Here is a 21,482-nt window from a genome sequence, read left to right as displayed (position 1 = left end):
CGCTGGATGCCCTTGTGCGGTCCGTTCTAGGATTGTGCGATTCGTTCAGAAACTGTGCTTTTCGTTCTGAATTCAGCGCCGGAGTCGTCCGAGTCTTCGTCACGCCAGGCTTTGGAGAGCCGCGAGCACACGATGACTCGAATTCTTCAGTGGGTTCATCGTGTCATTGCAGTTCGAATTTTCGCGTAGAGACGAGGCTACGTTAACACGTTGAAAACGAACCACGCGATGACCGCCGCTGCCGGGAGTGTCGTGACCCAAGCGAGCAAGATTTGGCCGATCGACTTCCAGTGTGCTTGGCCTGTGACACTTCCAATTCCAAACAGGGCGCCGCAGGATACATGGGTGGTCGAAACGGGCAACCCCCAACGGCTCGCGAACACGACCAAGACCGACGTGACGAGATTGGCGGAGAAACCCTGGCCTGCGTTCATTTCGGTGATGCCGTGACTCAGTTTCTCGGCGATCTTCTTCGCACCGAGCCAGCCACCGATGGCGATCGCCAAGCCGCACACGACCGTCGCGGTGAGCGAATTCAGGGCTGGAACAATCAATAGCAGCGCAGCGATCTTTGGCGTGTCATTCAAGCCACGCGCGAAACTCACCATTCCGGCGGAAAGAAAATGCATTGCGTCGAGCAATTGGCGAGCATCGACACCCACAAACGTTCCGGCGTAGTGATCTCGGCAGCTTACGTTTGTCCCCAACGTGATCGAAAGCTCCTCGGCGCGGGCCATAGCCATCACGCCCGATCCCAGCGGAACAACCTCGACGACTTCACGACCACTGCAAAGGCATGTTTCTTTCGCAATCCCCATCGCGACCCGAGTTCGACGAAACGTCAAATAGAGGACTGTTGTAACGAGGATCGCAACCAAGGGACTCAGCAGCAGCGGTGCCATCAGCTTGGACGACAGAATATTCCAATCGACGGCAAAGGATGAGGCACCCGCCGCCCCGACCATCGCCCCCACCAAAGCATGGGTGGTGGAGATCGGAAATCCAAGGCGGCTGGCCAGCATCACAGTGATTCCTGCCGCCAACGCGACGGCAACTCCGAATTCATTCTGAGCCACGAGTGCGTCCGGCACGATTCCTTTTCCCGAGAATCGTTCTAGCAATTCGCGGGCGAGCCAAACGGCCGTCAGCGAACCTGCCGCCGTGGTTGCCGTCGCCCACATGAGTGCTCGACGGTACGTCGTCGTCTCGCTGCCATACAACGTGGCGACGCCTTTGAAGTTGTCGTTTGCACCGTTGGCATAGGCCAGCAAAATCCCGGCAACGAGGGCAAGAAGGACGATCATTTTGCTGCTCCGATCTTAACGACCGCTCCTTGGCATCCCGATCCACATCCGGCGGTGCAACCAAAGCAATGTCGGCCGGTTTGGATCACGCGGTCGCCAAGTCTCGCGGGATCGAAATCTGAAATGTGTTGTGGTAGGTCCGCAGGCAATCCCATGTTCAACATCTGGTTGAAATCGCAATCGAACAAGTTTCCCTGCCAATCAACCGAGACCATCGTGCGACACATGACCCCCTCGACCGTCAGTGGGTTGAAGCTGTCGATCAGCTTGTGCATGTACTCATCGAGTTGATCACCCAGGAGCAGTTCATCGAGAAAGCGGCTGATCGGAAGGTTGGTGATCGTGTGCAAATCGGAAAAGATAATATCATAGCGTGATTTCAACTCGCCGCGGTAAGTCGCTTCGAGTTCGTGTTGCGACGGCGGCAGCGAGGTTCCGGTCGGGTTGTAAACGAGCGTCAGCTTTCGTCCTGAACCGGGGTGTCCGTAGCCAAGTGCATTGAGCCGGCGCAGGGCGTCGATCGAACGCTTGAAAACGCCATCGCCGCGTTGGCTATCGCAGTTTTCTTCCATGTAACAAGGCAAAGAGGCTACGACTTCGACGTCATGCTGAGCTAGAAACTCGGGCAAGTCCTTGAATCCATTCGCCATCAAGATCGTTAAGTTACAGCGGTCAATCACACGGCGTCCAAGCTTGTGAGCTTGTTCGACGAGCCAGCGAAAATTGGGGTTCATCTCCGGTGCGCCACCGGTAATGTCCAGCGTCGGGATGTCGTTGTTCGCGAGGACGTCAATGATTTGCTCGGCCGTTTCTCGCGACATGCTCTCTCGACGGTCCGGGCCTGCGTCCACGTGGCAATGGGTGCAAGTTTGGTTGCACAACTTGCCAACGTTGATTTGCAGTACTTCGATGCCAGTTGCACGAAGGTTCCTCAGACCGCTTGATCGCACTTTCTCGTGGAAGTAGGGCTGTCGCGGCTTTGCGTCGCCCTCGAGGATTTCTCGCTGCATGGCGGCGTTGGCGAGTTCGCTTTTTTGTCGTAGAAGTGATAATTGCATGGTGGTTCCTTGCGTAGCCTAGGCTTCTAGCCTGGGACAATTGAATGCATAAATGAAACCCAGGCTGGAAGCCTAGGCTACGGTCTAACAGCACGGCCCTTCGTCATTGCAGCCATTCATCGCATCGGTGGTCGCGTCATATTCGAGGCCTTTGGTTTCCCGTGGATGCCGTCGTGCATTGCGCCGGCAATCCAGCGGCTTTGCATCTTCTAACGGCACTACGTTGCGCGGTTCAATCGCGTCAAACATGTTTGTGTACGGTTCTTGCTGAAGCAGATTGAACGTCTTGTCACAAACGGCCATCCGCTCGCCTCGGAAATACGTGTGACCGTCGTCATCCTGGACTTGCTTGAATGGGCCGCGATACGACACCGCTTGTCCGCGTTCCAAACACGGACCCTGCTTTCCTTTATGTGCGACGACCGTCACGCTGCGAAACTCAATTCCCTCCACCGTCCGCCAAGGCTCACTTTGCCGCTTGACGATCTCGATTCCGTGAAAGCCTGCATCCTCGAACGCTTTTAGAAACTCATCTTCGCGAAACGCACCGGTGATGCATCCCGACCAAAGCTCTGGGTCCTGTTGCAATCGTTCTGGGACACTCTCGTCACTGACGATGTCGCTGATTGCCGCGCGTCCGCCGTGCCGCAAGACGCGGAAGATCTCGGCGAACAATTGTCGGCGATCTTGTTGCCGTACTAGATTCAAGACACAGTTGGACAAAACGCAGTCGACTGAGTCGTCAGCGACGAGGGGGTGTTCGCGACGTAAACGTTCCTCGGTGTGGCGAAGAGCCAGATAGCCAGCCGGATTGTTCACGGGGTGTTGCGACAATTCTCCAGCAAGTTGATCCAGATCGAGAGCCAAGTCCTGAATCAATCCATAGCGAAAATCGACGTTTGCGTAGCCGAGTTGCTCGGCTACGGCTGGCGCATGTTTCCGAGCGAGTCCCAGCATTTCACGGTTGCAATCGACACCGATGATCCGCCCTTGGGGACCCACGACCTGGGCGGCGATGTAGCACAACTTGCCACCTCCGCTGCCCAAATCCAGTACCGTTTCGCCCGCGCGAACGTAGGGAGTGGGATCGCCGCATCCGTAATCCCGTTCGATGATTTCTTGAGGGATCACGTTCAATAGGTCGGTCGAGTACTCAACCGGACAGCAAAGCGCCGGTTCGACTGCTTGTGCGGCAGCGGCGTACCGCTGGTAAACCGACGACTCGGCGACTTGGTTTTCGCTGGACAGGACTGTTTTCATAGGACCGACTTCCTTTCGGATGCGAGTTGGGATAATCCGTAGCCTAGGCTTCCAGCCTGGGTTTGCTGGTCCCAGGATTGGAAGCCTGGGCTACGGGATGCCGAGACGAGGCAGCTCGCAAGGGAAGACGGTGGACCAACGCGATCCTTACACGGTTTCAGAAAAACTTTTTGCAGCCGCTTTGCGGTGTCACAACACAGGGCAATGCCTTTCTAAGGTGTCGCAGTCCGGCGCATTGGCTCCTCGGCGCATTGGCTCCTCGGCGCATGGGCGGAAACGATCGCTGCGGGAGCGTCGGCTTGTCCGTACCCTCAAATCCGATCATACGACTGAACACTTAACCGACCGGCTCGTCAGTCTCATCGGCAAAGTTGATATCGGGACCGGCTTGGAGGGGCTTCGCGGTGACGGTCGGCCGTTGGGGGCGAAAGTGGTGACCGCACTGCGAAGCCACATGCGAATACGGATAGGCATGCAGCGACACCTCTCAGCCAGCCATGCCGACGGCTTATCAATCGTTTGATCGTGTCCTTGCCGGGGGTGGCTTAACGTGTGCCCGATCCGTCCGATGGAGCCGAACGTGTCCCCGACCCAGCTGGGGCCGAGTAACTTTGGGGCGGAGTGTTATCGCTTTGCGAGGGAGCGGAATAAGAAGACGATGGCATCGAGTTGCTCGTGCCGGATCCCTGATAGGCCGGTTGAGAATGCGAAGGCGACGCAGGATAGGCGGGCGAGTTGTAAGCCGACGGGACTGAGCAACTGCCGTCGCGACAGGAACCGGCTTGGCGGCAGCCCGAAAACGCAAAACAACCAAAGGCAACGACGCTCAAAATGGACGTGCTGGCGAGTAACTTACGAGACATGGGTTTCCTTACGAAAATTCAGCTTGAGTTTGCTTGGAACGAGAATTCCTTTCCTGTTCCATCGGCCCTGCAGTTCGGTTCACAATGTGAGCCGGCATACGAAACGTCCGACTTTAACCGCAAAGAGGCGATTGCCGCTGCTGCTTGACGGCTCGGACGTTACGGATTTTTCAAACGCTCCGTCTGTGTGATGGCGTACAGTTCGGCAAAGCGGGCCAAGAAGTGTGTTAAAAACGGCAGAAACTCTTTGCTCTCCGCTCAAAACCGGGGGAGACTTGGCGATCGCGATGCTGGCCCCATGGGCTGTTGAGTGAGTGACATTTGACGCACTCCGACTCCGAGCGCGAAATCAAGTTCTCGTTGCGCCAGCGTTTCCCACGGCGTTCCCTGGTTCTCTCGTACGCATCGCCTCAGTAAACGCTCGGCCTCGTCACCTCGTTTTTGGAAGGTCTCATTGGATCGCAATTCCGACGATGCCCTCAGCATCACGTGATTCGTTGATGGGGCCAGCCCGTCGGGGGAAATCATTGAGTCGATTGCTAAACGATATTCCTCAAGCCGTACACTCGTTGCCAGCAATCGTCCGCGCGTCAGATCGTACCAAGCTCGCCATCTCGGTGAATTCTCATGCTCGTAGAGTTCCTCTAAGCCAAGGTCAAGATCGCCACCATCGGTGAGGTGCATCAGAGCCGCGTCAACGAACTTTGATGACCGTGTCGCTTGGGCCTTCAGACGTCCACGTGATGAACTAAGCTTCGAGCGAAACTCGCTCGGGGTGTAATAGTACCGCGTGAAATCGAAGACGCGGCTGCCCGTTCGTTTGATGAACAACATCGTGGTTGGTTCGTCGACGTTCTTTCCTTTCAATTCGCCTACAGCTCTCATGATTGAGCGTCGTAACGGATTCGATTGAACTTCGGATTCGTACTCAGCCAACGACCCGTAGCTTGGCATGTACCGAGCCATCACTTCGGGATCGAATGGGCCACGTTCTTCTTGGCGGTCGAAGATCGTATAGGACCCTCCTGTTTGAATTGATAAACGTGTCATCGCGTAGGGACTAAACCCGCAAAGGATACCCCGGAGGTCTTGCCCACCGAGCCACATCGGTAAGCTTCGGGGACCTCCTTGCACCGGGGAATTCAAACGCGTTAAATACCAATAGCCAAGTTCAAGTCGTTCGGGCATTGCCGTTTCCGGTCCGCGTCGGACCGGAAGTTGGTAAACCGCTTGGGTCTTACGATCGACGTAAGCATGCAGCCCGGTGTCGGCACCTAATACGGATGAGGGCCCCACGACGGACACCGATACCTGCTGTTCGCGGCAGACTGCGATCGCGTTCTCCAGGTGTTCGATGTCGTCACCGGATTCGTCAGTCCAAATCACGATGGCGATTTGCCGATCGGGCCATGACGACCGGTAAACCTTGGCGCATTTTGCAACGCTGCTAAAGACATTCTCGTCACCCGTTCGATCGATGGGCAAATCCTCCACCGCTGAAACAATCTTCTTGCCAAACTCCGTCGGTGCAACACGTTCACGCATTGCGGAACCGTAAGAGACGACAGCGCTTCGCACTTCAAACTTCGCCCCGCTGTGACGATTGACAATGCTTTCGTAGAACGGGGCTAAACGAACGGCGACACGTTTGCGATCATCCACCAAACTGTGTGATGCGTCGAGCAGCCACACAACCAACAAGTCGCCCTTTTCAAACTTCCCTTCCAATTCCGAAGTGATCCGATCGACAGCGCCTTCAACCGAGTTGGATGCGGAGAGCGATTCGCCAATGTTCTTCGGAACGACGTAGGCGACCGCCGAGACGTTGCTGCTGCTGCGAGAGGGATCGTCAATTGCGCCAGATAACTCAAACAAGGAGGCATCCAATTCTGGAGGCACTTCGGATTCTGGGATCACGATTGGCTCATCGGTGAGATCGGAGCCGATGGCATCCCACCGGGGCGTAACATCGATCGTCGTCAGGGAGTACGTGTCGGATTCTCCCACTACAAATTTGAGGACTTGGGTGCGGCGGACCATCGTGGGGAAGACGAAGAGTGCTAAAGCGAGCAACAACAACGTGTGCAGTCCCGCAGAAGTCAGCAAGGAAACCAAACGACGGTGTCTTTGACTCTTTAACGAAACTGGAGCGTCAGCCGTATCCAAGGGAGAAAACAATTGGGAGCGGGGCATGCGCGCTGCCGGAAAAGTGAAAAGGTTTGAGAAGCAATCTCTATACGAATAGCCGGTCCATCGGACCCTTGTCAAACGAAACTCAGTTCTGTGTCGGGGCGTACGCGTTGAGCGTGATCGTGACGAGATGTGGAGTTTGGTGCGGATAGCAACATCGAGAGGTCACAGGCGGGGGCGACACCTGTCGTTGCAAAACATGTCACACGTTACCGGTTTGCCACCACTCCGTCTGTGTGATCGCTTACAGTTTGGCAAGGTTTGCCGCCAAGAGTACCTGAGCGAGAAACAGAGTACCTAAGCGAGAAACAGCAAACGCGGTTCGCCGAGCTGTTTACCCAGCAACTTCTCACCGGGAAGGCTTGGGCGTACCAGAAATGCACCTCCATCAAGCGTGCAGCGGTCACATTTCCGAAATCGGTGACGCCGAGCCACCCCACACACGCCTCGCGGATGCCCGTTTTCAAGCGTGGTCATTCGCTGAGGATCGGAGGATCAAGCACCTCTCGCCCGCTGACACGCCGTTTCGGAGCGTGGATTCTGACGAGAAAATCCCCAAAATCGCGTCGGTCGATGAAACCGCAGACGGTTAGAAACCTACCGTTTTCGCCGTATCGGTGAGCGAACCGGTGTGATTTCACGGCGGATCGGTTTCGGCGATGGCGATGCAACCGTCCGCAGGATTGCGCAGGTGGGGGAGTCTCGTCGCGTGGTGAAACCGAGGAAATTTCCGATCAACCGATCGCAGCCAATTGGGGGTGTCTATCCGTCGCTGCTGCGTTCTCCACACCGCACTCGTATCGATCGGGACTGAATTACGATACAGTTCAGTGTCGCATCACCTTCAAGTGGCCGAGGAAATAATGGCAAAAGCCGATCAAACAGCCCCGCAGAAAGATGACCCCGAGTCGCAAGCCGACCACACGGAAAAGATCAAGGCGCAGGTTCTCCAGAAAGTCGGCCGGCCACCTCGATTGCATCGTGTGGAGGTGTGTCGGCACCACAACGACAACTATCGGGTCAACATTTGGGAGAAGCTAGAGCAGCCGGGGGACTTCGCGGTCTCAATGCGGCTCCACATTTGGTCGTCCTATTATTTGAAGGTATCGGATTCAGGTGAGATCATTCGCAGCAACCCGCCGCTGACCCCATTGGGTCGCTTAGCATGAATTCATCGCGTTGTGCGAACGATGTCCGATCACGCAACTTGCATCTGCCGCGACGATTCATGTCCGGCCTCTTTGTCCGTTTAGTCGCTGCAGTCGCTTTGACGTAACATGGACATGCATCGATGCATCCGCCGCGTCTCTGCGATTCAGAGAATGCGTGCATCGCCCGGGCTGATCCACAGGGCCGACCTGCATTGCCGCCGGATCGCTAAATGATTTCCGTGAAACGCGAATCGGGCACAGCCGAGCGCAGTTCATACCCCGGTGCGAGGTGTAGCACCACCGAAGCGATTTTCCGCCATTCCGCTCACGTGCACTGATGGCGGAATCCAGAGAAACGCCGGACGATGAAATCGGGGCGAGTTGGTGAGGACTTCTAGGTTCTGGTCTCAGTCACGCTGTCGATTTTGTCTTGCATTGTCTGTTCACGGTCCGTGCGAGTTCCAACTTTGATCGTGGTGGTGATTCGCGGCGCCCCCATAGCATGGACACGTTGATGGCACCGTTTTATCGCGGCAAAAACATCGTCCCAGTCACCCTCGATGTTTGTGCCGTAGGCGTGAAGTTGGTGCTCCAATCCAGCTTCCTGTAATACCTTTTGGCACTCCGCGACGTATTTGCTTACCGATACACCGACGCCCATCGGGACGACACACAAATCTACAATTACTTTCATCTCAGATAAACCTTTCATTTGTTGGTTATGCGCCCATCTCAAGGATCAAGCTTAAACACTCACGGCGAGAAAGGCAGCGGCAATGGTTCTGAGACGTCAGCGGTGGTTTATCAATCCGAACATCGACTTCTGACCCGCAGGGCGGAGTTGGCGTTTTCTACGCACCGGTGCCGAATCTCGAGTGTCTCGGCAAGAAGGGGGACGCTGGCTCAGTGGCGCCCTTTGGGAACCGCCGTTGACCGTCGCTGCGCTGGGCCGGGATAGCATGGCCAACAGGGCCAACAGGGACAGGGCCAACGGGGACAGAGAGCCAACGGGGGCAGAGCATCTTGAGCCACCCAGACTTGTCGAGCAATGACGCTGGGGGGGCGACGCCGGAAACTTCGCCTGCCGTGAAGCAATGAATCCGTGAGGCAGTAACCCAACATTTGGCTCGGTGCGCTGCACGGTCGCAGATCAACGCCCGTTTGCGCAGGAACCGCCTTGCAATAGGTGTCGAATCTGGGCTCACAGATTGGTGTTGGACGCTGCTTGGATTGGCAGATGGTCGCTGGGGCGGTATTCTTTTTGGTCGAGTGTGGCGGCATTTTGAGCCGTCACAATTTCAATCCATTCTCAAACTTCACGAAAGAAGTCTTCATGTCAGCCCAGCAGAAAGCAATCGACCTTGGAATCGACCTTAGCGATCAGCCAAACGGCTACCTAAATCTCTGCATCAAAAGCGGCAACCAGCTGATCACATCAGGTCATGTCAGCGACATCAAGGGAATTCTCGGCGGTGGATTGAGTGTCGACGATGGCTATAAAGCAGCCCGCGAGTGTGCTGAGAAGATCCTTCGCTCGGTTCGCAACACCCATGGATCGCTGGACGGACTGAAGGTCGTTAAATTGTTGGGCTGCGTTTACTCGGCACCCGATTTCACGGATCATCATTTAGTGATCAACGGCGCATCGGATCTTTTTCACGAATTGTACGGCAAAGATGGCGATGGCTATCACGCACGCAGCGCCCTTGGGTTCGCAGCGCTACCGACTGGAGTCGCTGTGGAAGTCGAAGCGGTTTTTGAAATCCTGTAGCGGCGGTGGTTGATTGGCTGACCTTTACCCGCCAGGACAAGAATAGGTGTGCGGTACCGAAAAACGATTTCGCTACCCGTGAGGATCCGATTTAGCCGACGGGGACTAGCCAACGGGGACAGAGCATCTTGTGGAGGCATACGGAGCTAGCGAGAGCGGACTAGCCATGGACGCTCGGCGCGCCTTCACGGTTGCCACGACCGAAACCATCGGCGATCGCGGGGACCTCGCTGGAGATCAAGCGGAATCGGGCTGATGTTTCGCATGTTCATCGATCGGCGACTCTTTGCGACGCTCGATAGCCAAAAAGAAAGGACGTTTCCAAACTAATCGGCGCGAGTGAGTAGCTCTCGCGCTCGTCGCCGCACAGGGTCACGGCTCGTCGCTGTAGCCTGCTTGGAGGTACCGTTGGGCAGCTTCTTGATAGGCGGGATCCCAGCCGAGCTCGTGTAGCAGATCTCGCCGCTTTTTGAGGTACCATTTCGGTTCAATGGATTGCTGGCTTACCTCCAGTAGCTCTAAGGCTAGCCCCTTCTGGCCGGCGCGCCGCAACATCCGATCCTGAAGCAGAATGAACTCGGGCCGATCTCGATTCGCTTGCTTGATCAGCCGTTGATAGACCGCGGTAAGCTGTACTTCATAATGATCCGGATTTGAAATCGGCCATCGCGCTCGCACGCTCGGCAATTCGCGATAAGCCAAGGCGCGTCCTAGTCGGTATCGAGTGTACGCCACGATCCAAGCGGTCGGTGTCGTTAACTGCTGCGACTCCGACGGAAATTGGTCGGAGAGGACTTGTTCAAGTTGCTTCGCCAATCCGATGGTGGTCCGCAAGTTTTCTTTGCGCTGCTCGTCGTTATCGACCGAGAGCAAACGCGTCTGCAAGTCAATCATTTGTTGCCAAACATTTGGGGCGATTTCTGCAGGCCTGACCAGCGTTTCAAGCAAGGGCTCCTCGACCCGTTCCGAGTCGGCCGGTGCCTCCGTCGGCGCGAGAGACATGTGTCCCGGTTTCCAGCGACGCAGCCATGATTGTCTCGCGACGTACTCCAAGCGATCGTCGTCGGAATCGGCATTTTGAATCTGCTCGGCAATGGTCGCCAATTGTTGGCTTCGCCAGTTTTCCGCATCGATCGGGTTGGGCTCTGCCGCAGTGGAACCGGTCGCCAGCGACGCCAGGACGAGAACCACGATCCATTTCCGCGATGGGCGCAGGAATCGTTCACCGAGTGATGATTTAGGGGAGCAGTTGGCCATCTTGCGATCAGCGGTGGGGGAAGAGGAACACGAGTTAACAAATCGGCGAAAAAGATAACGGTGGCCGAAACCGTCTTACAACGTTGTGCTACTGTAACCGCCGTCAGAGACGGGAGTTCAGAGTACACGGCACTCGTGGAGGGTCAGACGGCTGCGAGCGTGCGTCGATGTATCATAGACCCTGACTAAGGTGAATGGAAATTGGCACAGCGCCGCTGCCGTGCACGACGTCAAGCTTTGCCATACACACGACGTGCGATGCATTACTCAAGTGAGGCTATTGCGGTTGTTTGTTTTTTACGCCGTTGAGCTTCCCGTCGTCAGCTCGCTGTGAAGAAGTTGATCATCCATGAATGATCTCAATCAAAAGTGTGCCGGCGAAAATGCCGTCCCGATCGTTCGCGACACCACCACTTGGATACGCGAGAGTTGGAGCCAGGATTTCATTTTACGGGGCCCATGGTTGGCAGGTAACTCGTTCCGCGAACGGTGAGCCGCTATACAGACAGGTCAAGCGAGGTGCAGGACGATGAACAAGTTAAAGGTGCCTCGTTTGCGATCTTTTCGACAAATATCGGCATCGGCCTATCTCATTTTTCCAATGAAGCAACGGTGGCATGAACCGCCAAAATTTTCCGGATGCCAACGAGTGGACGTGTTGTTCCTCCGGGACGCTTGCACAATTGAACCATCGACGTCACGCCGCGCAGCAACGAAAGACGGTGATGCGAGTTGGTTTGCCGGGGGGGGGCGTTTATTGACTTTGGCGTTTGGTTGGTGAACCGACCAAGGCCCCAGCCGATTTTAATTTCGGTGGTGTCACCTGCACCCAAGTGCATTCCGGTATGAATCGATACGCGATGGGCCCGTTGTCGTCCGAAATGCAAAACCCATTTGAAATGCACTTAGCGACGTGTCCACGATGCCAGGACCTGCTATTGCCAGGCAAACACGAATGCGATGCAAGAGGACCGCCCACGGCCAGTGGAGCTTGCCAGAGAGACAAACTCCAAAAAATCATTCTCGCGAGCGTTCTCTAGCTCACAGACAACTCTTGGTCACGCTCGTAGAGTGAGGTCATCGGATCACGGATGTGATGATCCATCAAGAGAATCTCAAACAAGAAGGCGGAAGCGTGCTTGTTCTGTCACGAAAAGCTGCTCAGCAGATAGTGCTGATGATTGGAAGCGAGACTGTAACGATTCAGATTTTGACGATCACCGGCAATCGTGTGAAAGTTGGCATTGTTGCACCGTCAACCATCGGCGTTCATCGCCGAGAAGTCTTGCCCAAGCTCATTTCAGACACAGAGTCAACTTGTGGCTCTGAGATCACAGAGTGTCCCCTTGTCGCGTGAACCGTGCTTTTGTCGCTCTGTTTCCAGGCAAAGAATTATCGTAAGGGAAAGATCCACGATGCAGTCAATACCACGCGTGATCGAATGTTTGTTGGTGCCACTGATTTGGTACGGAGGCGTGTTGGCCGCACTTTCGGTCCATGGAAACGTCCTGGTGAACGACCACTCTCTGTGCGGGCCTTGGGGGTGCGGCCCAACTTCAGATGCATTGTTGGCGGTACATCTCGCTTGGTTTGCAGCCATCTGGCCACCGCTGCTTTATATTCCGTGGAGAAGGAGCTGGGATCGTAACGTGACCGCAAGGATCGGGCTTGGGCTGGTGAGTATCAGTCTTACGATGATTGTTGGCGTTTGCGCGTGGCAATGGTTGGTCTGGCGCCCCGAAACAAGCGAATTCTTGCGTGGCTACATTTGGCAGCGATGCGGATTCGTCCTTGCCAATGCAAGCGATTGGCCACTTGTCCAGTCATTCGGTATTGGGTTAACACTCTGGACCATCTATCAGCCACAAAAGACAAAACACCACGGCAAGTATGGCGTCGAAGCAGTCTCTCCCGATCGGACACCAAGGCCATGGGGATCGAAATGATCGCAACTGAAAAACGCCACGTTCCTGAGGAGCAGACGTGTGTTCCATCGCAAGCGATTTTGAGGTCTGCCACAGGCGACATTCAAGCGGCAATCTCGCGCTGCGCCTACACTCCAGTTAAGAGGTTGACTTGTGGAGTTCAAGGTAGAGTGTTGATTGTCTGCGGCAGGCTACCGAGTTTCTTTCTCAAGCAGATTGCGATCGAACTGGTGCGTCCGCATCAAAGTGTTGAGATACAATGCGAGTTCGCGATCGAAGTTGATTAGTCGCCACCGGACGCTGATGGATCCGCAAGTTCGGGACAAGCGTTGCGATTCAAGCGAGGGCAATGCGAACGACTGGATGGCAAATGTGATCTAGGCCTCGATCGTCTCGCGATTCATCAAGGCATGTAATCGCTATTCGCTTAAACGCTGGGGGCACATTGGTCGGGCGAGTGCGGAAGCTCACTGACCGAACACCAATAACCGTCCTTGCAACTGCTAAGCGAATGGCCCGGACGTCGGGTGAATCGCATTCGGCTCGGATGTTGCTAGAACCAATCTTCCAAAGTGGGTTCTTGGCGTAAGCTTCGATTAATTTACGGCTTGGTTTCATCGAGGTTGTCGCTCTCTGTTGCGATCGCTTGGTCGTCACCGGTTGCTTCTTCGTCAAGGCATGATTCACCCTCGCAATTGTCCACCGAGCAGCTGTCGTTTCCGCTACATGGTAATCCGGAGGTTCCCTCGAAAACGAACGTCGTTTTACCGCATTCGTCCACACACCCCGAACACTCCTGCGTCGGGGACGCCGCACCGATAAGTACGTGGTTCTGAACAAAATCGGCAGCGGAACCCATCCACTCTGGAGCGGCGCGAGCGGCCACGTTTCCGAGAAGGCCGACGGCAACGAGCGAGTACAACGCAAGTCGGAATCCCCGATACCGGCAAGAGCATTTTGGCTTGACGTTGGTACTCGTGCTATTCTCGCTGGCTAGATGCTTGTGCGCCCCGCCCGCTTCAAGATTTTTTGATTCGCTTTCGTTCATGGCTGATTTTCAAAAATGTGACTATGGGTAACGTAGCGTTCCGGACAATCGTTGACGGCCACGATCATCAAGGAGCCACTCGACTCGATTCCGGAGGTTTCAATGCATTTCGACTCTCCGAGATTGGGTAGATGTTCAAAGGAGACAGCTACCCGACGTTGGGGTGAACAATTGACAGGTAGACGCTAAACTCGGTACTTACCAACGAAGCCTTTGTCGATATACGATTTGAGTTTCCAGCACCAATGTGCATGGAAACTGAATCCTTTGTATTGCAGCAAAGCGCGTCCTTGCCCGGTGTTGAGAATTTTGAGGAAGTCTTTCTGCGGATCGAATTCGCTCAGTGGACTGCCTTGGATCGTGGCGCGAAGATTGTGCCACAGGACCGGGGCTTGGCGAACCGCGAAGACGCCCGCTTTGGGAGAGGGGTTGGCGGCAACCGTGCCAGCATCACCGACGGCAAAAATGGGACCTCCGGCGATCGTACGAAGTGTCGCCTCGGTCGCAAGGAAGCCACGTTCGTCGGTCGGCAGATTTAGCTTTCCGAGCAACGGTGGTGCGACCGCGCCGGTTGCCCAAAGTACAATGTCGGCGTGCTGAAGACGACCGCTTCGATCCGACACCGAATTCTCTCGCACCTCGGTCACCGGAAATCGGGTGATGACGTTGATTGACTGGTTGGATAACTCGCGTCGCAATTTGCGGATACTTCGCTGACTCATGCCGCCAGCGATCTCCTCGCCGCTGGTAACGATTTGGACTGACGGAGGCCTCGCTGGAACCCACGAAGCCAGACGGGCGCGAACACAGAATGCGATTTCCACCCCCGCCACTCCACCGCCGACGACTACGATTTTCGGCGGCTCTTTCGCGTTGTTCTGACATTGCTCGATACGTTGATCGAGCCGTTCGATGAACGTTTGCATGGGCTTGATGGGAATCAAATTTGGAGAATCGAATCGATCCCAATCTGCCGGAACCGAACCAATGCCGATCGACAGGGCGTCGAACGCAAGTGGAATTCGATTGGCGAAGTTGATCGTTCGGGTCTCCGCATCAAGTCCAATCACTTCATCTAAGATCAATTCTGCCCCAGCCCTCTCAACCAGCGGCGCCAGTTCAATCTGCATTTCCTCGCGAGAGAACTGATTCGCGAGAGTTCCGGGCAACATACCGGAGTAGGTCGCAGTCGGAAATTTCGAGATGCAGACCAAGCGACAATTTGGGATTGGCGACTCGGCCCAGTGATTGAGGATTTCGGCATTCGTATGGCCGATACCTAGTAACACGATGCAACGTGTCTTCAATGGACTGCCTTGTACTTGGCGGGAACTTTGTATTGGGAGCTGTAAGTGTGAACTCGATTCGTCGGTTCACCTTGCATGGTCACCAGCGGCAGCCCTGCGTGACACCAAGCCAGGATACTGCCTTTGAAATTATGTGCAGAGAAACCGTCGGACACCAACTTTTTTGCATACTGTCCCGACCGATACCCGATCGTGCAGTAAACGACGACGGTTCGATTGCGATATTGCGATTGGTTCTTCTCAAACTGCTCTTTTGTGATTGCTCCAGGGATCATCGAAACTTGGTACTCCTGGGGCACTCGCACATCGACCAGCACGTGTTGAGCATCGATCTCGTGCGCTCCATCACTGGATTCGGCCTTCCACTTCAGCAGTTCATCGACGTTCACCTCAGCGACTGCTGCCGATCCGGAAAAAATCCCTCCGAATTGCGCAAGCAATATTGTGGGCAATCCCACAAGGAACAGGGTGGCGAGACGGATGAGAAAGAAACGTGGCACGGGGAACCCTATCCATGAAGTACAGCTTTCAATTCATAGAGACAGTACGAACCGTGTCTGCGTTGCCGCAACCTGCATCCGCTGCCTGAGATATAAAACGACGTAATTTGTTTCCCTGTCTGTGAGGTTGGTCACGTTGGCAAAACGTCGCGTGCATCGCTGCTCCTTTTTGCCCAAGCCGCACTGATAGAATTCGGCCGACGCTACTTGCTTCTGATCTTGCCTTGTGTGTGTTGGTTCACATCATCCATTCGCTCGTCAGCCGATTTGCGATAAGGAAGCCGGGTTCATCCGGAAGCACACGCAGACGACGAAGGGAGTTCGCATGACCCATTTCTTATCCGCTCGGACGATTCGATCATTCTCATTGCTGATCGTCGTTCTGGTCGTTGGTTTCAATTTCTGCAACGAGACGTTAGCACAGTCCCAACCGCGTTTCGGTGGCCCAGAATCGTCATCACCGATCAATCGTTTGTCGTATGAGGACATCTCTCACGCTCCGCTGGACGCACTGCTTCACCGTTATGTTGATTGCAATGGCATGGTTTGCTACAGCCGATGGCGCGGTCGAAGCCGCGACGTGCATGCACTCGAAGCCTACCTTCATGGACTGACTCGGGTTAATGCGGGGCTTCCGGCTCGGCGAGAAGCCAAAATGGCGTTTTATATCAATGCTTATAACGCGATGACCCTCTGGGGGATTCTGCATGAATACCCTGTTGCCAGTATTCAGCGGATCGACGGCAAGCGAACGCAATTTGCAATCTTTGACGACCTGCAACTTTGGGACGGAGCAAGCTATCGCTCGCTCAACGGCATCGAGAACGATGTGTTGCGCCCGCTGGGTGATCCACGCATTCACTTTGCTCTGGTTTGTGCGGCTCGCGGGTGTCCTCGGTTGCGCAATCGAGCCTACACCGCGGACGCTCTTCACTGGCAACTCGACGATAACGCTCGTGAATTTTTTTCCAGCCATGCGAGATTTCACATTTCGCGGATCACGCGAACCGTCCAGATGTCGCCGATCTTGGAATGGTATCGAGACGATTTCGGCCAAACCGATCACGACGTCGTTGCAACGGTGTTTGCCTACCTTCCGCAACGCGATCGGCTATGGTTGTCGCAGCATTGCAACTGGAAATTCAAGTACCTTGGTTACGACTGGTCACTCAACGACCAATGCCCGGCAGTTGGCGTGAAGCTCGCCGCCATTCCCTACCGCGCGTATTCGATCGCGTCTCCCGCGCTGAAGCCCTTCATGGACATGATGTCCCACGGCGACGATGCTTCGCAGACCACGACGCCTAGCGATCGCTGCGACGCGGTGGCGTGGGAAGACACCGGGTGGGCTCATGGGGTGGAGGCCATTCGCACCCGACGACTTCAAGACGGTCATGGTTCCAGAGCGGCTCGAGTTCCGCTGAGTCCAATCGGCAAACGCGATTGACGTTACGTCTAACGGGCTGCTGATCATATGTTGCTGGGGACGGTTTCTCGATCATCATCGGAGGTTCCGGCACCATCGGAGGAGCCGGCTGGAAACCACCCCTTCGTCTTGAGGCAAAACTTGACCAAGCCCAACATCAATGGAACTTCGATCAACACGCCCACCACAGTCGCGAGCGCCGCACCGGACGACAATCCGTACAACATCGTTGCCGTCGCGATTGCCACTTCAAAGTGATTCGATGCGCCGATCATCGCGGTCGGAGCGGCGGATTCGTAAGTGAATCCCATCGCTTTGCTGATCCCGTAACCGAGGGCAAAGATCACTAGCGTCTGAATCGTCAATGGAATCGCGATCCACAGAATCGTCAGGGGATTTTCAACGATCGTTTCGCCTTTGAATGAAAACAACAGCACGAGCGTTGCTAGTAGAGCCGTGATCGTGACGGGCGTTAGGAAATGCAAAAACTTGTCACGAAACCAGGCCTCGCCCTTGGTCGCGATCAGCCATTTGCGTGACAGGTAACCGGCTACCAACGGCAACGCGACATAGACGCCGATCGACAACAATAACGCTTGCCAAGGAACGGGAAGCTGGCCGACGCCGAGCAGGAACCCACCGAGTACTCCGTACAGAACAAGCATCGTCAGCGAATTGATCGCCACCATCACGAGCGTGTGTCCGTCGTTGCCCTTCGCCAAGAATCCCCAAACCAAGACCATCGCCGTGCAGGGAGCAATGCCGAGCAAGATGCAACCGGCCAGGTAGCTTCGCCACAACGGAACTTGCAGCATCTTCACGCCGTCGACCAAGACCACCTCGCCAGCACCGTAGGTTGATCCCACCTCAAGATTGCTGCCCAACGGAGCTTTCACGTAGTCAACGGCATCGGGGCCAATGAAACCGAGAAAGAGAGTGCCCAGAAAGAAACTGGCGATCGCGTACATCGTGAACGGCTTGATGGCCCAGTTGATAAACAGCGTCAAACTAACAGGCCGAATCGACTTGCCAGCTTTGACCACTTCACCGAAGTCAATCTTGACCATGATCGGGTACATCATGAAGAACAGACAGATGGCGATCGGGATTGAAATCACCGGAGCATCGTTCACGTAAATCGCCATCCCATCGAGCGACTTTGCAATTCCAGGAGCAACCTTGCCCAATGCAATCCCCGCAACGATGCAAATCCCTACCCAGACCGTCAGGTAACGCTCAAAGAATCCAATGCCCTTTTCGGCTGCCGGGCAGGCTTGTGGTTGAGTCACTTTTCCATTCCTTCTCATCGCAATCGACTATCGCCGAGTGCGTTAAATGCAGGTAAAAAACGTCGTCACCATCCCGCGACGAGAGTTTTGAATTGCTGGACGTTCGCAAACGCCTCCGCCGTCGGATCCGCTGAGGGCTTCACCAGCGCCCGATCGCAGCGTTTCATTGTCGATTGCTTTGGTCGATTGCGTTGCCAGCGTAGCTGTATCGTTTATCCACGATAGACGATATTGCCAGCGGCGTCCCAAGTCAAGTGTTGCACTAAGAGAAGGCAATCGGATCGGTGGAGCCGGCGAAGTCTTGGCTAGCAAATGAGTGCCCGCCCCACGTTTCGCCGGCAAATGTGTTGAGCCTCACAGACACGTCAGGCTGTGGATGCGACTCTTGGGCGGAACGAGCTCTCCGATGTCCATTGAATAGCGAATGGTAGAACGGAAGCCCCCATTTCAGTTGACTCAATGAACGGATACTCCCAATGAGAACTCCCAATGCCTCCCACATCGTTATCGCGTTGGCTGCTAGTGCCCTCTCGCTGCTGTTAGTGAACCCATGTTCGGCTGGGCCAAAGGTAACGGTGGGCGCCAGTGTGCCTGCGAACCAGCAAGTTTCGATGGACCAGATCGACCCAAGCCATTGGGACGCCTTGCTAAAACGCTACGTGGATGAAGACGGAAACGTCAACTACACGGGGTGGAAACAGTCCGCTGCCGATGTGCGGGCGCTCGAAGCGTTCTTGGTGCACCTCTCGTCGGCAAACCCCAGTGCTCGGGCGACCCAGGCAGCGAAGTTGGCGTTTTGGATCAACGCCTATAACGCGGTTACGGTTCATGGAATTCTCCGCGAGTATCCCACGACCAGCATTCGCAATCACACCGCGAAACTGATCGGCTACAACATTTGGGATGATTTGTTGTTGACGGTTGGGGGAAAGCCATACTCGCTCAACCAGATGGAGCATGAAGTGTTGCGAAAGATGGGCGAGCCGCGGATTCACTTTGCCATCGTTTGTGCATCACGCAGTTGTCCGCGGCTGTTGAACGAGGCTTACACGGCGGAGAGACTGGATACTCAGCTGACCATCAACACAAAAGTCTTCCTCGCTAACCCAGGCAACTTTCAATATGACGCAGCCGGCCGCAGGTTCCAGCTCTCGTCGATTCTTGATTGGTTTGGCGAAGATTTTGGTCGCGACCAAGCCGCCCAACTCCGCACGATTGCCCCCTACTTGCCCTCACGCGCAGCTTACGATGCAGCGATCGCAAACTCGGTCTCCGTCTCCCATCTTGATTACGACTGGGGTTTGAACGACCAAGCCACTGCTCGCACGTCACGTCGTTGATACACGAAAACGTCGCCTAGACTTCTAGCCTGGGAACCCCGTGAAACCCAGGCTGGAAGCCTTGGCTACCGTCTCTTTTAATCGGTCATGGACGACCTCGATGATTTACATCCGCACGAAAGACAATGCCGTTCACGCTGCCTGGGTAGTGACCGCCATCACTGCTTGGTTCGCTCGCGACCCGTTGCATTTGGTCGTTACCAATGCAACCGAATCTCATCGGTTGATCCGAATGGCGGTTAATAGCGGCCTCTATGTGATGATGGCTGTTCAGTATTCCATTCGTGCGTACAAGCTCTTGTTGCCCGCGTTCGCTTTGCCCGCGTTCGCTTTGCCCGCGTTCGTTTTGGTTGTGTTTGCCTCAGGTTGTGCGACGCAACGACCCAATACTTCGCTCGCTGCGATCTACAACCCGCTGGCACAGCGGCCCGACTATGAACGCAATCCAGTGATCGTGATCCCGGGAGTGTTGGGTTCGCGGCTGGTCGATGATGAGACCGGCAAAACCGTCTGGGGGAAGTACGACCGAATTCGTTTTGGACGTCAGCAATCGGACGACCTTGCCGTGGTATCGCTGCCAATGGGGCAAGGTGTTCCGCTATCGCAATTACGAGACAGCGTTCGCAGCGATGGAACACTGGCTTACTTGGAATTGAGTGTGTTCGGGATCCCGGTCGAGCTGCAAGCCTACAACCAGATACTTCAAACCCTCGGCGTGGGTGGGTATCGCGATCCTTCGCACCCGAAAGCGGATGAATTCAATTACGGGGACGAACACTTCACTTGTTTCCAGTTCGACTACGATTGGCGGCGTGACGTCGCGGAGAACGCCGCGTTGTTGGATAAATTCATTGGCGAAAAGCGTGAGTACATTCGAGCCGAGTATGAAAGCCGCTACGGCATCATCGATGCAGAGATCAAATTCGACATTGTCGCTCATTCCCTCGGCGGCCTGCTCTCACGCTATTACTTGCGATATGGTTCTCAGCCGTTGCCCGAAGACGGTTCCTTGCCTGTGTTGGACTGGCGGGGCGCGAGTAACGTCGAACGATTGGTCATGATAGGAACACCGAATGCCGGATCGGCATTTGCGCTGCGAGACTTGGTCAATGGGCATCAGCTCTCACGGATACTTCCCTACTATCCACCGGCCGCATTGGGGACGATGCCGTCGCTCTACCAGATGCTGCCGCGTCCGCGTCATCAGACGCTCGTCGATGCTCAGGATCCAGATCAAGCCTATGATTTTTACGATCCCGAGTTGTGGCGACAAATGAAATGGGGATTGTCCGATCCGCAGCAAGACGCCGTTTTGCAAGAACTGTTGCCGGAGGTTGCGGATCGCGAATCACGTGAGTGCATTGCGTTGGACCATCAACGCAAGTGCTTGCTCAAAGCCAAGCAATTGCATCAAGCACTCGACATTCCGGCGGCGCCGCCACCGGGAGTCACGTTGCATCTCTACGCTGGCGACGCAATTGAAACCCCGGCCGTGATGTCCGTCGACACTGAAACCGGCAAGTTGGAAGTCGCTAAAAGTGTGCCCGGTGATGACACAACCACGCGACACAGCGCCCTGATGAGCGAACAGCCCGTCGAGGCCGTGTCAACACGCCCCGCTTCACCCATCCATTGGACCAGCGTCATGTTCCTGCACACCAGCCACCGCAAACTAACCGCGGATCCCGTGTTCACGGATAATGTGTTGGCGTTGTTACTTCAGTCGCCACGTCACTCTCCGTCGTCCGTCGGTGAGCCACTTCACAGACAGCCATTGGAATGGATTCCATAAT

19 protein-coding genes are annotated in these 21,482 nt (G+C 55.3%); 8 read left to right on the top strand and 11 right to left on the bottom strand.

Going from position 1 to position 21,482, the window contains the following annotated elements; all coding sequences use genetic code 11:
• Positions 1–197 precede the first annotated feature (197 nt).
• From Pla52o_RS10385 to Pla52o_RS10365, 5 genes are all read right to left on the bottom strand, one after another.
• Positions 198–1,304 (bottom strand): inorganic phosphate transporter, encoded by a 1,107-nt coding sequence (locus tag Pla52o_RS10385; protein WP_146594517.1) that lies wholly within the window; start codon positions 1,302–1,304, stop codon positions 198–200.
• Complete coding sequence (gene arsS, locus Pla52o_RS10380; protein WP_146594516.1) at positions 1,301–2,362, bottom strand: arsenosugar biosynthesis radical SAM (seleno)protein ArsS; 1,062 nt, start codon at positions 2,360–2,362, stop codon at positions 1,301–1,303. Before arsS ends, Pla52o_RS10385 begins: the two co-directional genes overlap by 4 nt.
• 84 nt (positions 2,363–2,446) lie before the next feature.
• Complete coding sequence (locus tag Pla52o_RS10375; RefSeq protein WP_146594515.1) at positions 2,447–3,622, bottom strand: methyltransferase domain-containing protein; 1,176 nt, start codon at positions 3,620–3,622, stop codon at positions 2,447–2,449.
• A gap of 545 nt (positions 3,623–4,167) precedes the next feature.
• Positions 4,168–4,485: a hypothetical protein gene (locus Pla52o_RS10370; RefSeq protein WP_146594514.1), complete on the bottom strand. Its 318-nt coding sequence runs from the start codon at positions 4,483–4,485 to the stop codon at positions 4,168–4,170.
• 258 nt (positions 4,486–4,743) lie between these two features.
• On the bottom strand, positions 4,744–6,591 hold the full coding sequence (locus Pla52o_RS10365; protein WP_197169148.1) for a vWA domain-containing protein: 1,848 nt from the start codon (positions 6,589–6,591) through the stop codon (positions 4,744–4,746).
• Positions 6,592–7,505: 914 nt separating this feature from the next.
• Here Pla52o_RS10365 and Pla52o_RS10360 point away from each other — a divergent pair.
• A complete protein-coding gene (locus Pla52o_RS10360; RefSeq protein ID WP_231612235.1) occupies positions 7,506–7,844 on the top strand; it encodes a hypothetical protein in 339 nt (112 codons plus the stop codon).
• Between the two features lie 376 nt (positions 7,845–8,220).
• On the opposite strand, the gene Pla52o_RS10355 is transcribed toward Pla52o_RS10360, so the two are convergent.
• The gene (locus tag Pla52o_RS10355; RefSeq protein ID WP_146594512.1) at positions 8,221–8,520 is read right to left on the bottom strand and encodes an MTH1187 family thiamine-binding protein; all 300 of its coding nucleotides are present in this window, start codon (positions 8,518–8,520) and stop codon (positions 8,221–8,223) included.
• Between the two features lie 531 nt (positions 8,521–9,051).
• Between Pla52o_RS10355 and Pla52o_RS10350 the strand changes: the two genes are divergently transcribed.
• The gene (locus Pla52o_RS10350) at positions 9,052–9,597 is read left to right on the top strand and encodes a RidA family protein (protein ID WP_197169147.1); all 546 of its coding nucleotides are present in this window, start codon (positions 9,052–9,054) and stop codon (positions 9,595–9,597) included.
• Between the two features lie 372 nt (positions 9,598–9,969).
• Here Pla52o_RS10350 and Pla52o_RS10345 read toward each other — a convergent pair whose 3' ends face one another.
• Positions 9,970–10,854 carry a hypothetical protein gene (locus Pla52o_RS10345; RefSeq protein ID WP_231612234.1) on the bottom strand — a complete coding sequence of 295 codons (885 nt, stop codon included), beginning with the start codon at positions 10,852–10,854 and terminating at the stop codon, positions 9,970–9,972.
• A gap of 349 nt (positions 10,855–11,203) precedes the next feature.
• Between Pla52o_RS10345 and Pla52o_RS26810 the strand changes: the two genes are divergently transcribed.
• The 3 genes from Pla52o_RS26810 to Pla52o_RS10335 all read left to right on the top strand — a co-directional run bounded on the left by Pla52o_RS26810 (position 11,204) and on the right by Pla52o_RS10335 (position 12,211).
• Positions 11,204–11,347, top strand: coding sequence for a hypothetical protein (locus Pla52o_RS26810; RefSeq protein ID WP_197169146.1), 144 nt, complete (start codon positions 11,204–11,206; stop codon positions 11,345–11,347).
• 340 nt (positions 11,348–11,687) lie between these two features.
• Positions 11,688–11,894, top strand: coding sequence for a zf-HC2 domain-containing protein (locus Pla52o_RS27880; protein WP_390620852.1), 207 nt, complete (start codon positions 11,688–11,690; stop codon positions 11,892–11,894).
• Between the two features lie 56 nt (positions 11,895–11,950).
• Positions 11,951–12,211 (top strand): carbon storage regulator, encoded by a 261-nt coding sequence (locus Pla52o_RS10335; protein ID WP_231612257.1) that lies wholly within the window; start codon positions 11,951–11,953, stop codon positions 12,209–12,211.
• A gap of 1,169 nt (positions 12,212–13,380) precedes the next feature.
• Here Pla52o_RS10335 and Pla52o_RS10330 read toward each other — a convergent pair.
• From Pla52o_RS10330 to Pla52o_RS10320, 3 genes are all read right to left on the bottom strand, one after another.
• Complete coding sequence (locus Pla52o_RS10330; RefSeq protein WP_146594509.1) at positions 13,381–13,827, bottom strand: hypothetical protein; 447 nt, start codon at positions 13,825–13,827, stop codon at positions 13,381–13,383.
• Positions 13,828–14,012: 185 nt separating this feature from the next.
• Positions 14,013–15,134, bottom strand: coding sequence for an FAD-dependent oxidoreductase (locus Pla52o_RS10325; protein WP_146594508.1), 1,122 nt, complete (start codon positions 15,132–15,134; stop codon positions 14,013–14,015).
• A complete protein-coding gene (locus Pla52o_RS10320) occupies positions 15,131–15,634 on the bottom strand; it encodes a rhodanese-like domain-containing protein (protein WP_146594507.1) in 504 nt (167 codons plus the stop codon). Before Pla52o_RS10320 ends, Pla52o_RS10325 begins: the two co-directional genes overlap by 4 nt.
• 325 nt (positions 15,635–15,959) lie before the next feature.
• Between Pla52o_RS10320 and Pla52o_RS10315 the strand changes: the two genes are divergently transcribed.
• Positions 15,960–17,081, top strand: a complete 1,122-nt coding sequence (locus Pla52o_RS10315; RefSeq protein ID WP_146594506.1) for a DUF547 domain-containing protein — start codon at positions 15,960–15,962, stop codon at positions 17,079–17,081.
• A 23-nt stretch (positions 17,082–17,104) separates the two neighbouring features.
• Here the strand turns inward: Pla52o_RS10315 and arsB are convergent, their stop codons facing one another.
• On the bottom strand, positions 17,105–18,349 hold the full coding sequence (gene arsB, locus Pla52o_RS10310; protein WP_146594505.1) for an ACR3 family arsenite efflux transporter: 1,245 nt from the start codon (positions 18,347–18,349) through the stop codon (positions 17,105–17,107).
• A gap of 476 nt (positions 18,350–18,825) precedes the next feature.
• On the opposite strand from arsB, the gene Pla52o_RS10305 reads away from it, so the two are divergent.
• Together Pla52o_RS10305 and Pla52o_RS10300 are read left to right on the top strand one after the other, a co-directional pair.
• Positions 18,826–19,689, top strand: coding sequence for a DUF547 domain-containing protein (locus tag Pla52o_RS10305; protein WP_146594504.1), 864 nt, complete (start codon positions 18,826–18,828; stop codon positions 19,687–19,689).
• Positions 19,690–19,789: 100 nt separating this feature from the next.
• A complete protein-coding gene (locus Pla52o_RS10300; RefSeq protein ID WP_146594503.1) occupies positions 19,790–21,481 on the top strand; it encodes a lipase/acyltransferase domain-containing protein in 1,692 nt (563 codons plus the stop codon).
• Position 21,482: the final 1 nt, after the last annotated feature.

The sequence above is a fragment of the Novipirellula galeiformis genome (genome assembly GCF_007860095.1).
Classification (GTDB): Bacteria; Planctomycetota; Planctomycetia; order Pirellulales; family Pirellulaceae; genus Novipirellula; species Novipirellula galeiformis.
The sequence above is the reverse complement of the archived record's forward strand: the minus strand, read 5'-3'. Positions and strand labels throughout refer to the sequence as shown.

Excerpts from the sequence above, each read along its gene's own strand:
- Pla52o_RS10385 (WP_146594517.1), bottom strand. The coding sequence starts at position 1,304 with ATGATCGTCCTTCTTGCCCTCGTTGCCGGGATTTTGCTGGCCTATGCC.
- Pla52o_RS10370 (WP_146594514.1), bottom strand. The coding sequence starts at position 4,485 with ATGTCTCGTAAGTTACTCGCCAGCACGTCCATTTTGAGCGTCGTTGCC.
- Pla52o_RS10335 (WP_231612257.1), top strand. The coding sequence starts at position 11,951 with ATGATCCATCAAGAGAATCTCAAACAAGAAGGCGGAAGCGTGCTTGTT.
- Pla52o_RS10315 (WP_146594506.1), top strand. The coding sequence starts at position 15,960 with ATGACCCATTTCTTATCCGCTCGGACGATTCGATCATTCTCATTGCTG.
- Pla52o_RS10300 (WP_146594503.1), top strand. The coding sequence starts at position 19,790 with ATGATTTACATCCGCACGAAAGACAATGCCGTTCACGCTGCCTGGGTA.
- Pla52o_RS10345 (WP_231612234.1), bottom strand. The coding sequence starts at position 10,854 with ATGGCCAACTGCTCCCCTAAATCATCACTCGGTGAACGATTCCTGCGC.
- Pla52o_RS26810 (WP_197169146.1), top strand. The coding sequence starts at position 11,204 with ATGAATGATCTCAATCAAAAGTGTGCCGGCGAAAATGCCGTCCCGATC.
- Pla52o_RS10330 (WP_146594509.1), bottom strand. The coding sequence starts at position 13,827 with ATGAACGAAAGCGAATCAAAAAATCTTGAAGCGGGCGGGGCGCACAAG.
- arsS (WP_146594516.1), bottom strand. The coding sequence starts at position 2,362 with ATGCAATTATCACTTCTACGACAAAAAAGCGAACTCGCCAACGCCGCC.
- Pla52o_RS10305 (WP_146594504.1), top strand. The coding sequence starts at position 18,826 with ATGAGAACTCCCAATGCCTCCCACATCGTTATCGCGTTGGCTGCTAGT.
- Pla52o_RS10355 (WP_146594512.1), bottom strand. The coding sequence starts at position 8,520 with ATGAAAGTAATTGTAGATTTGTGTGTCGTCCCGATGGGCGTCGGTGTA.
- Pla52o_RS10375 (WP_146594515.1), bottom strand. The coding sequence starts at position 3,622 with ATGAAAACAGTCCTGTCCAGCGAAAACCAAGTCGCCGAGTCGTCGGTT.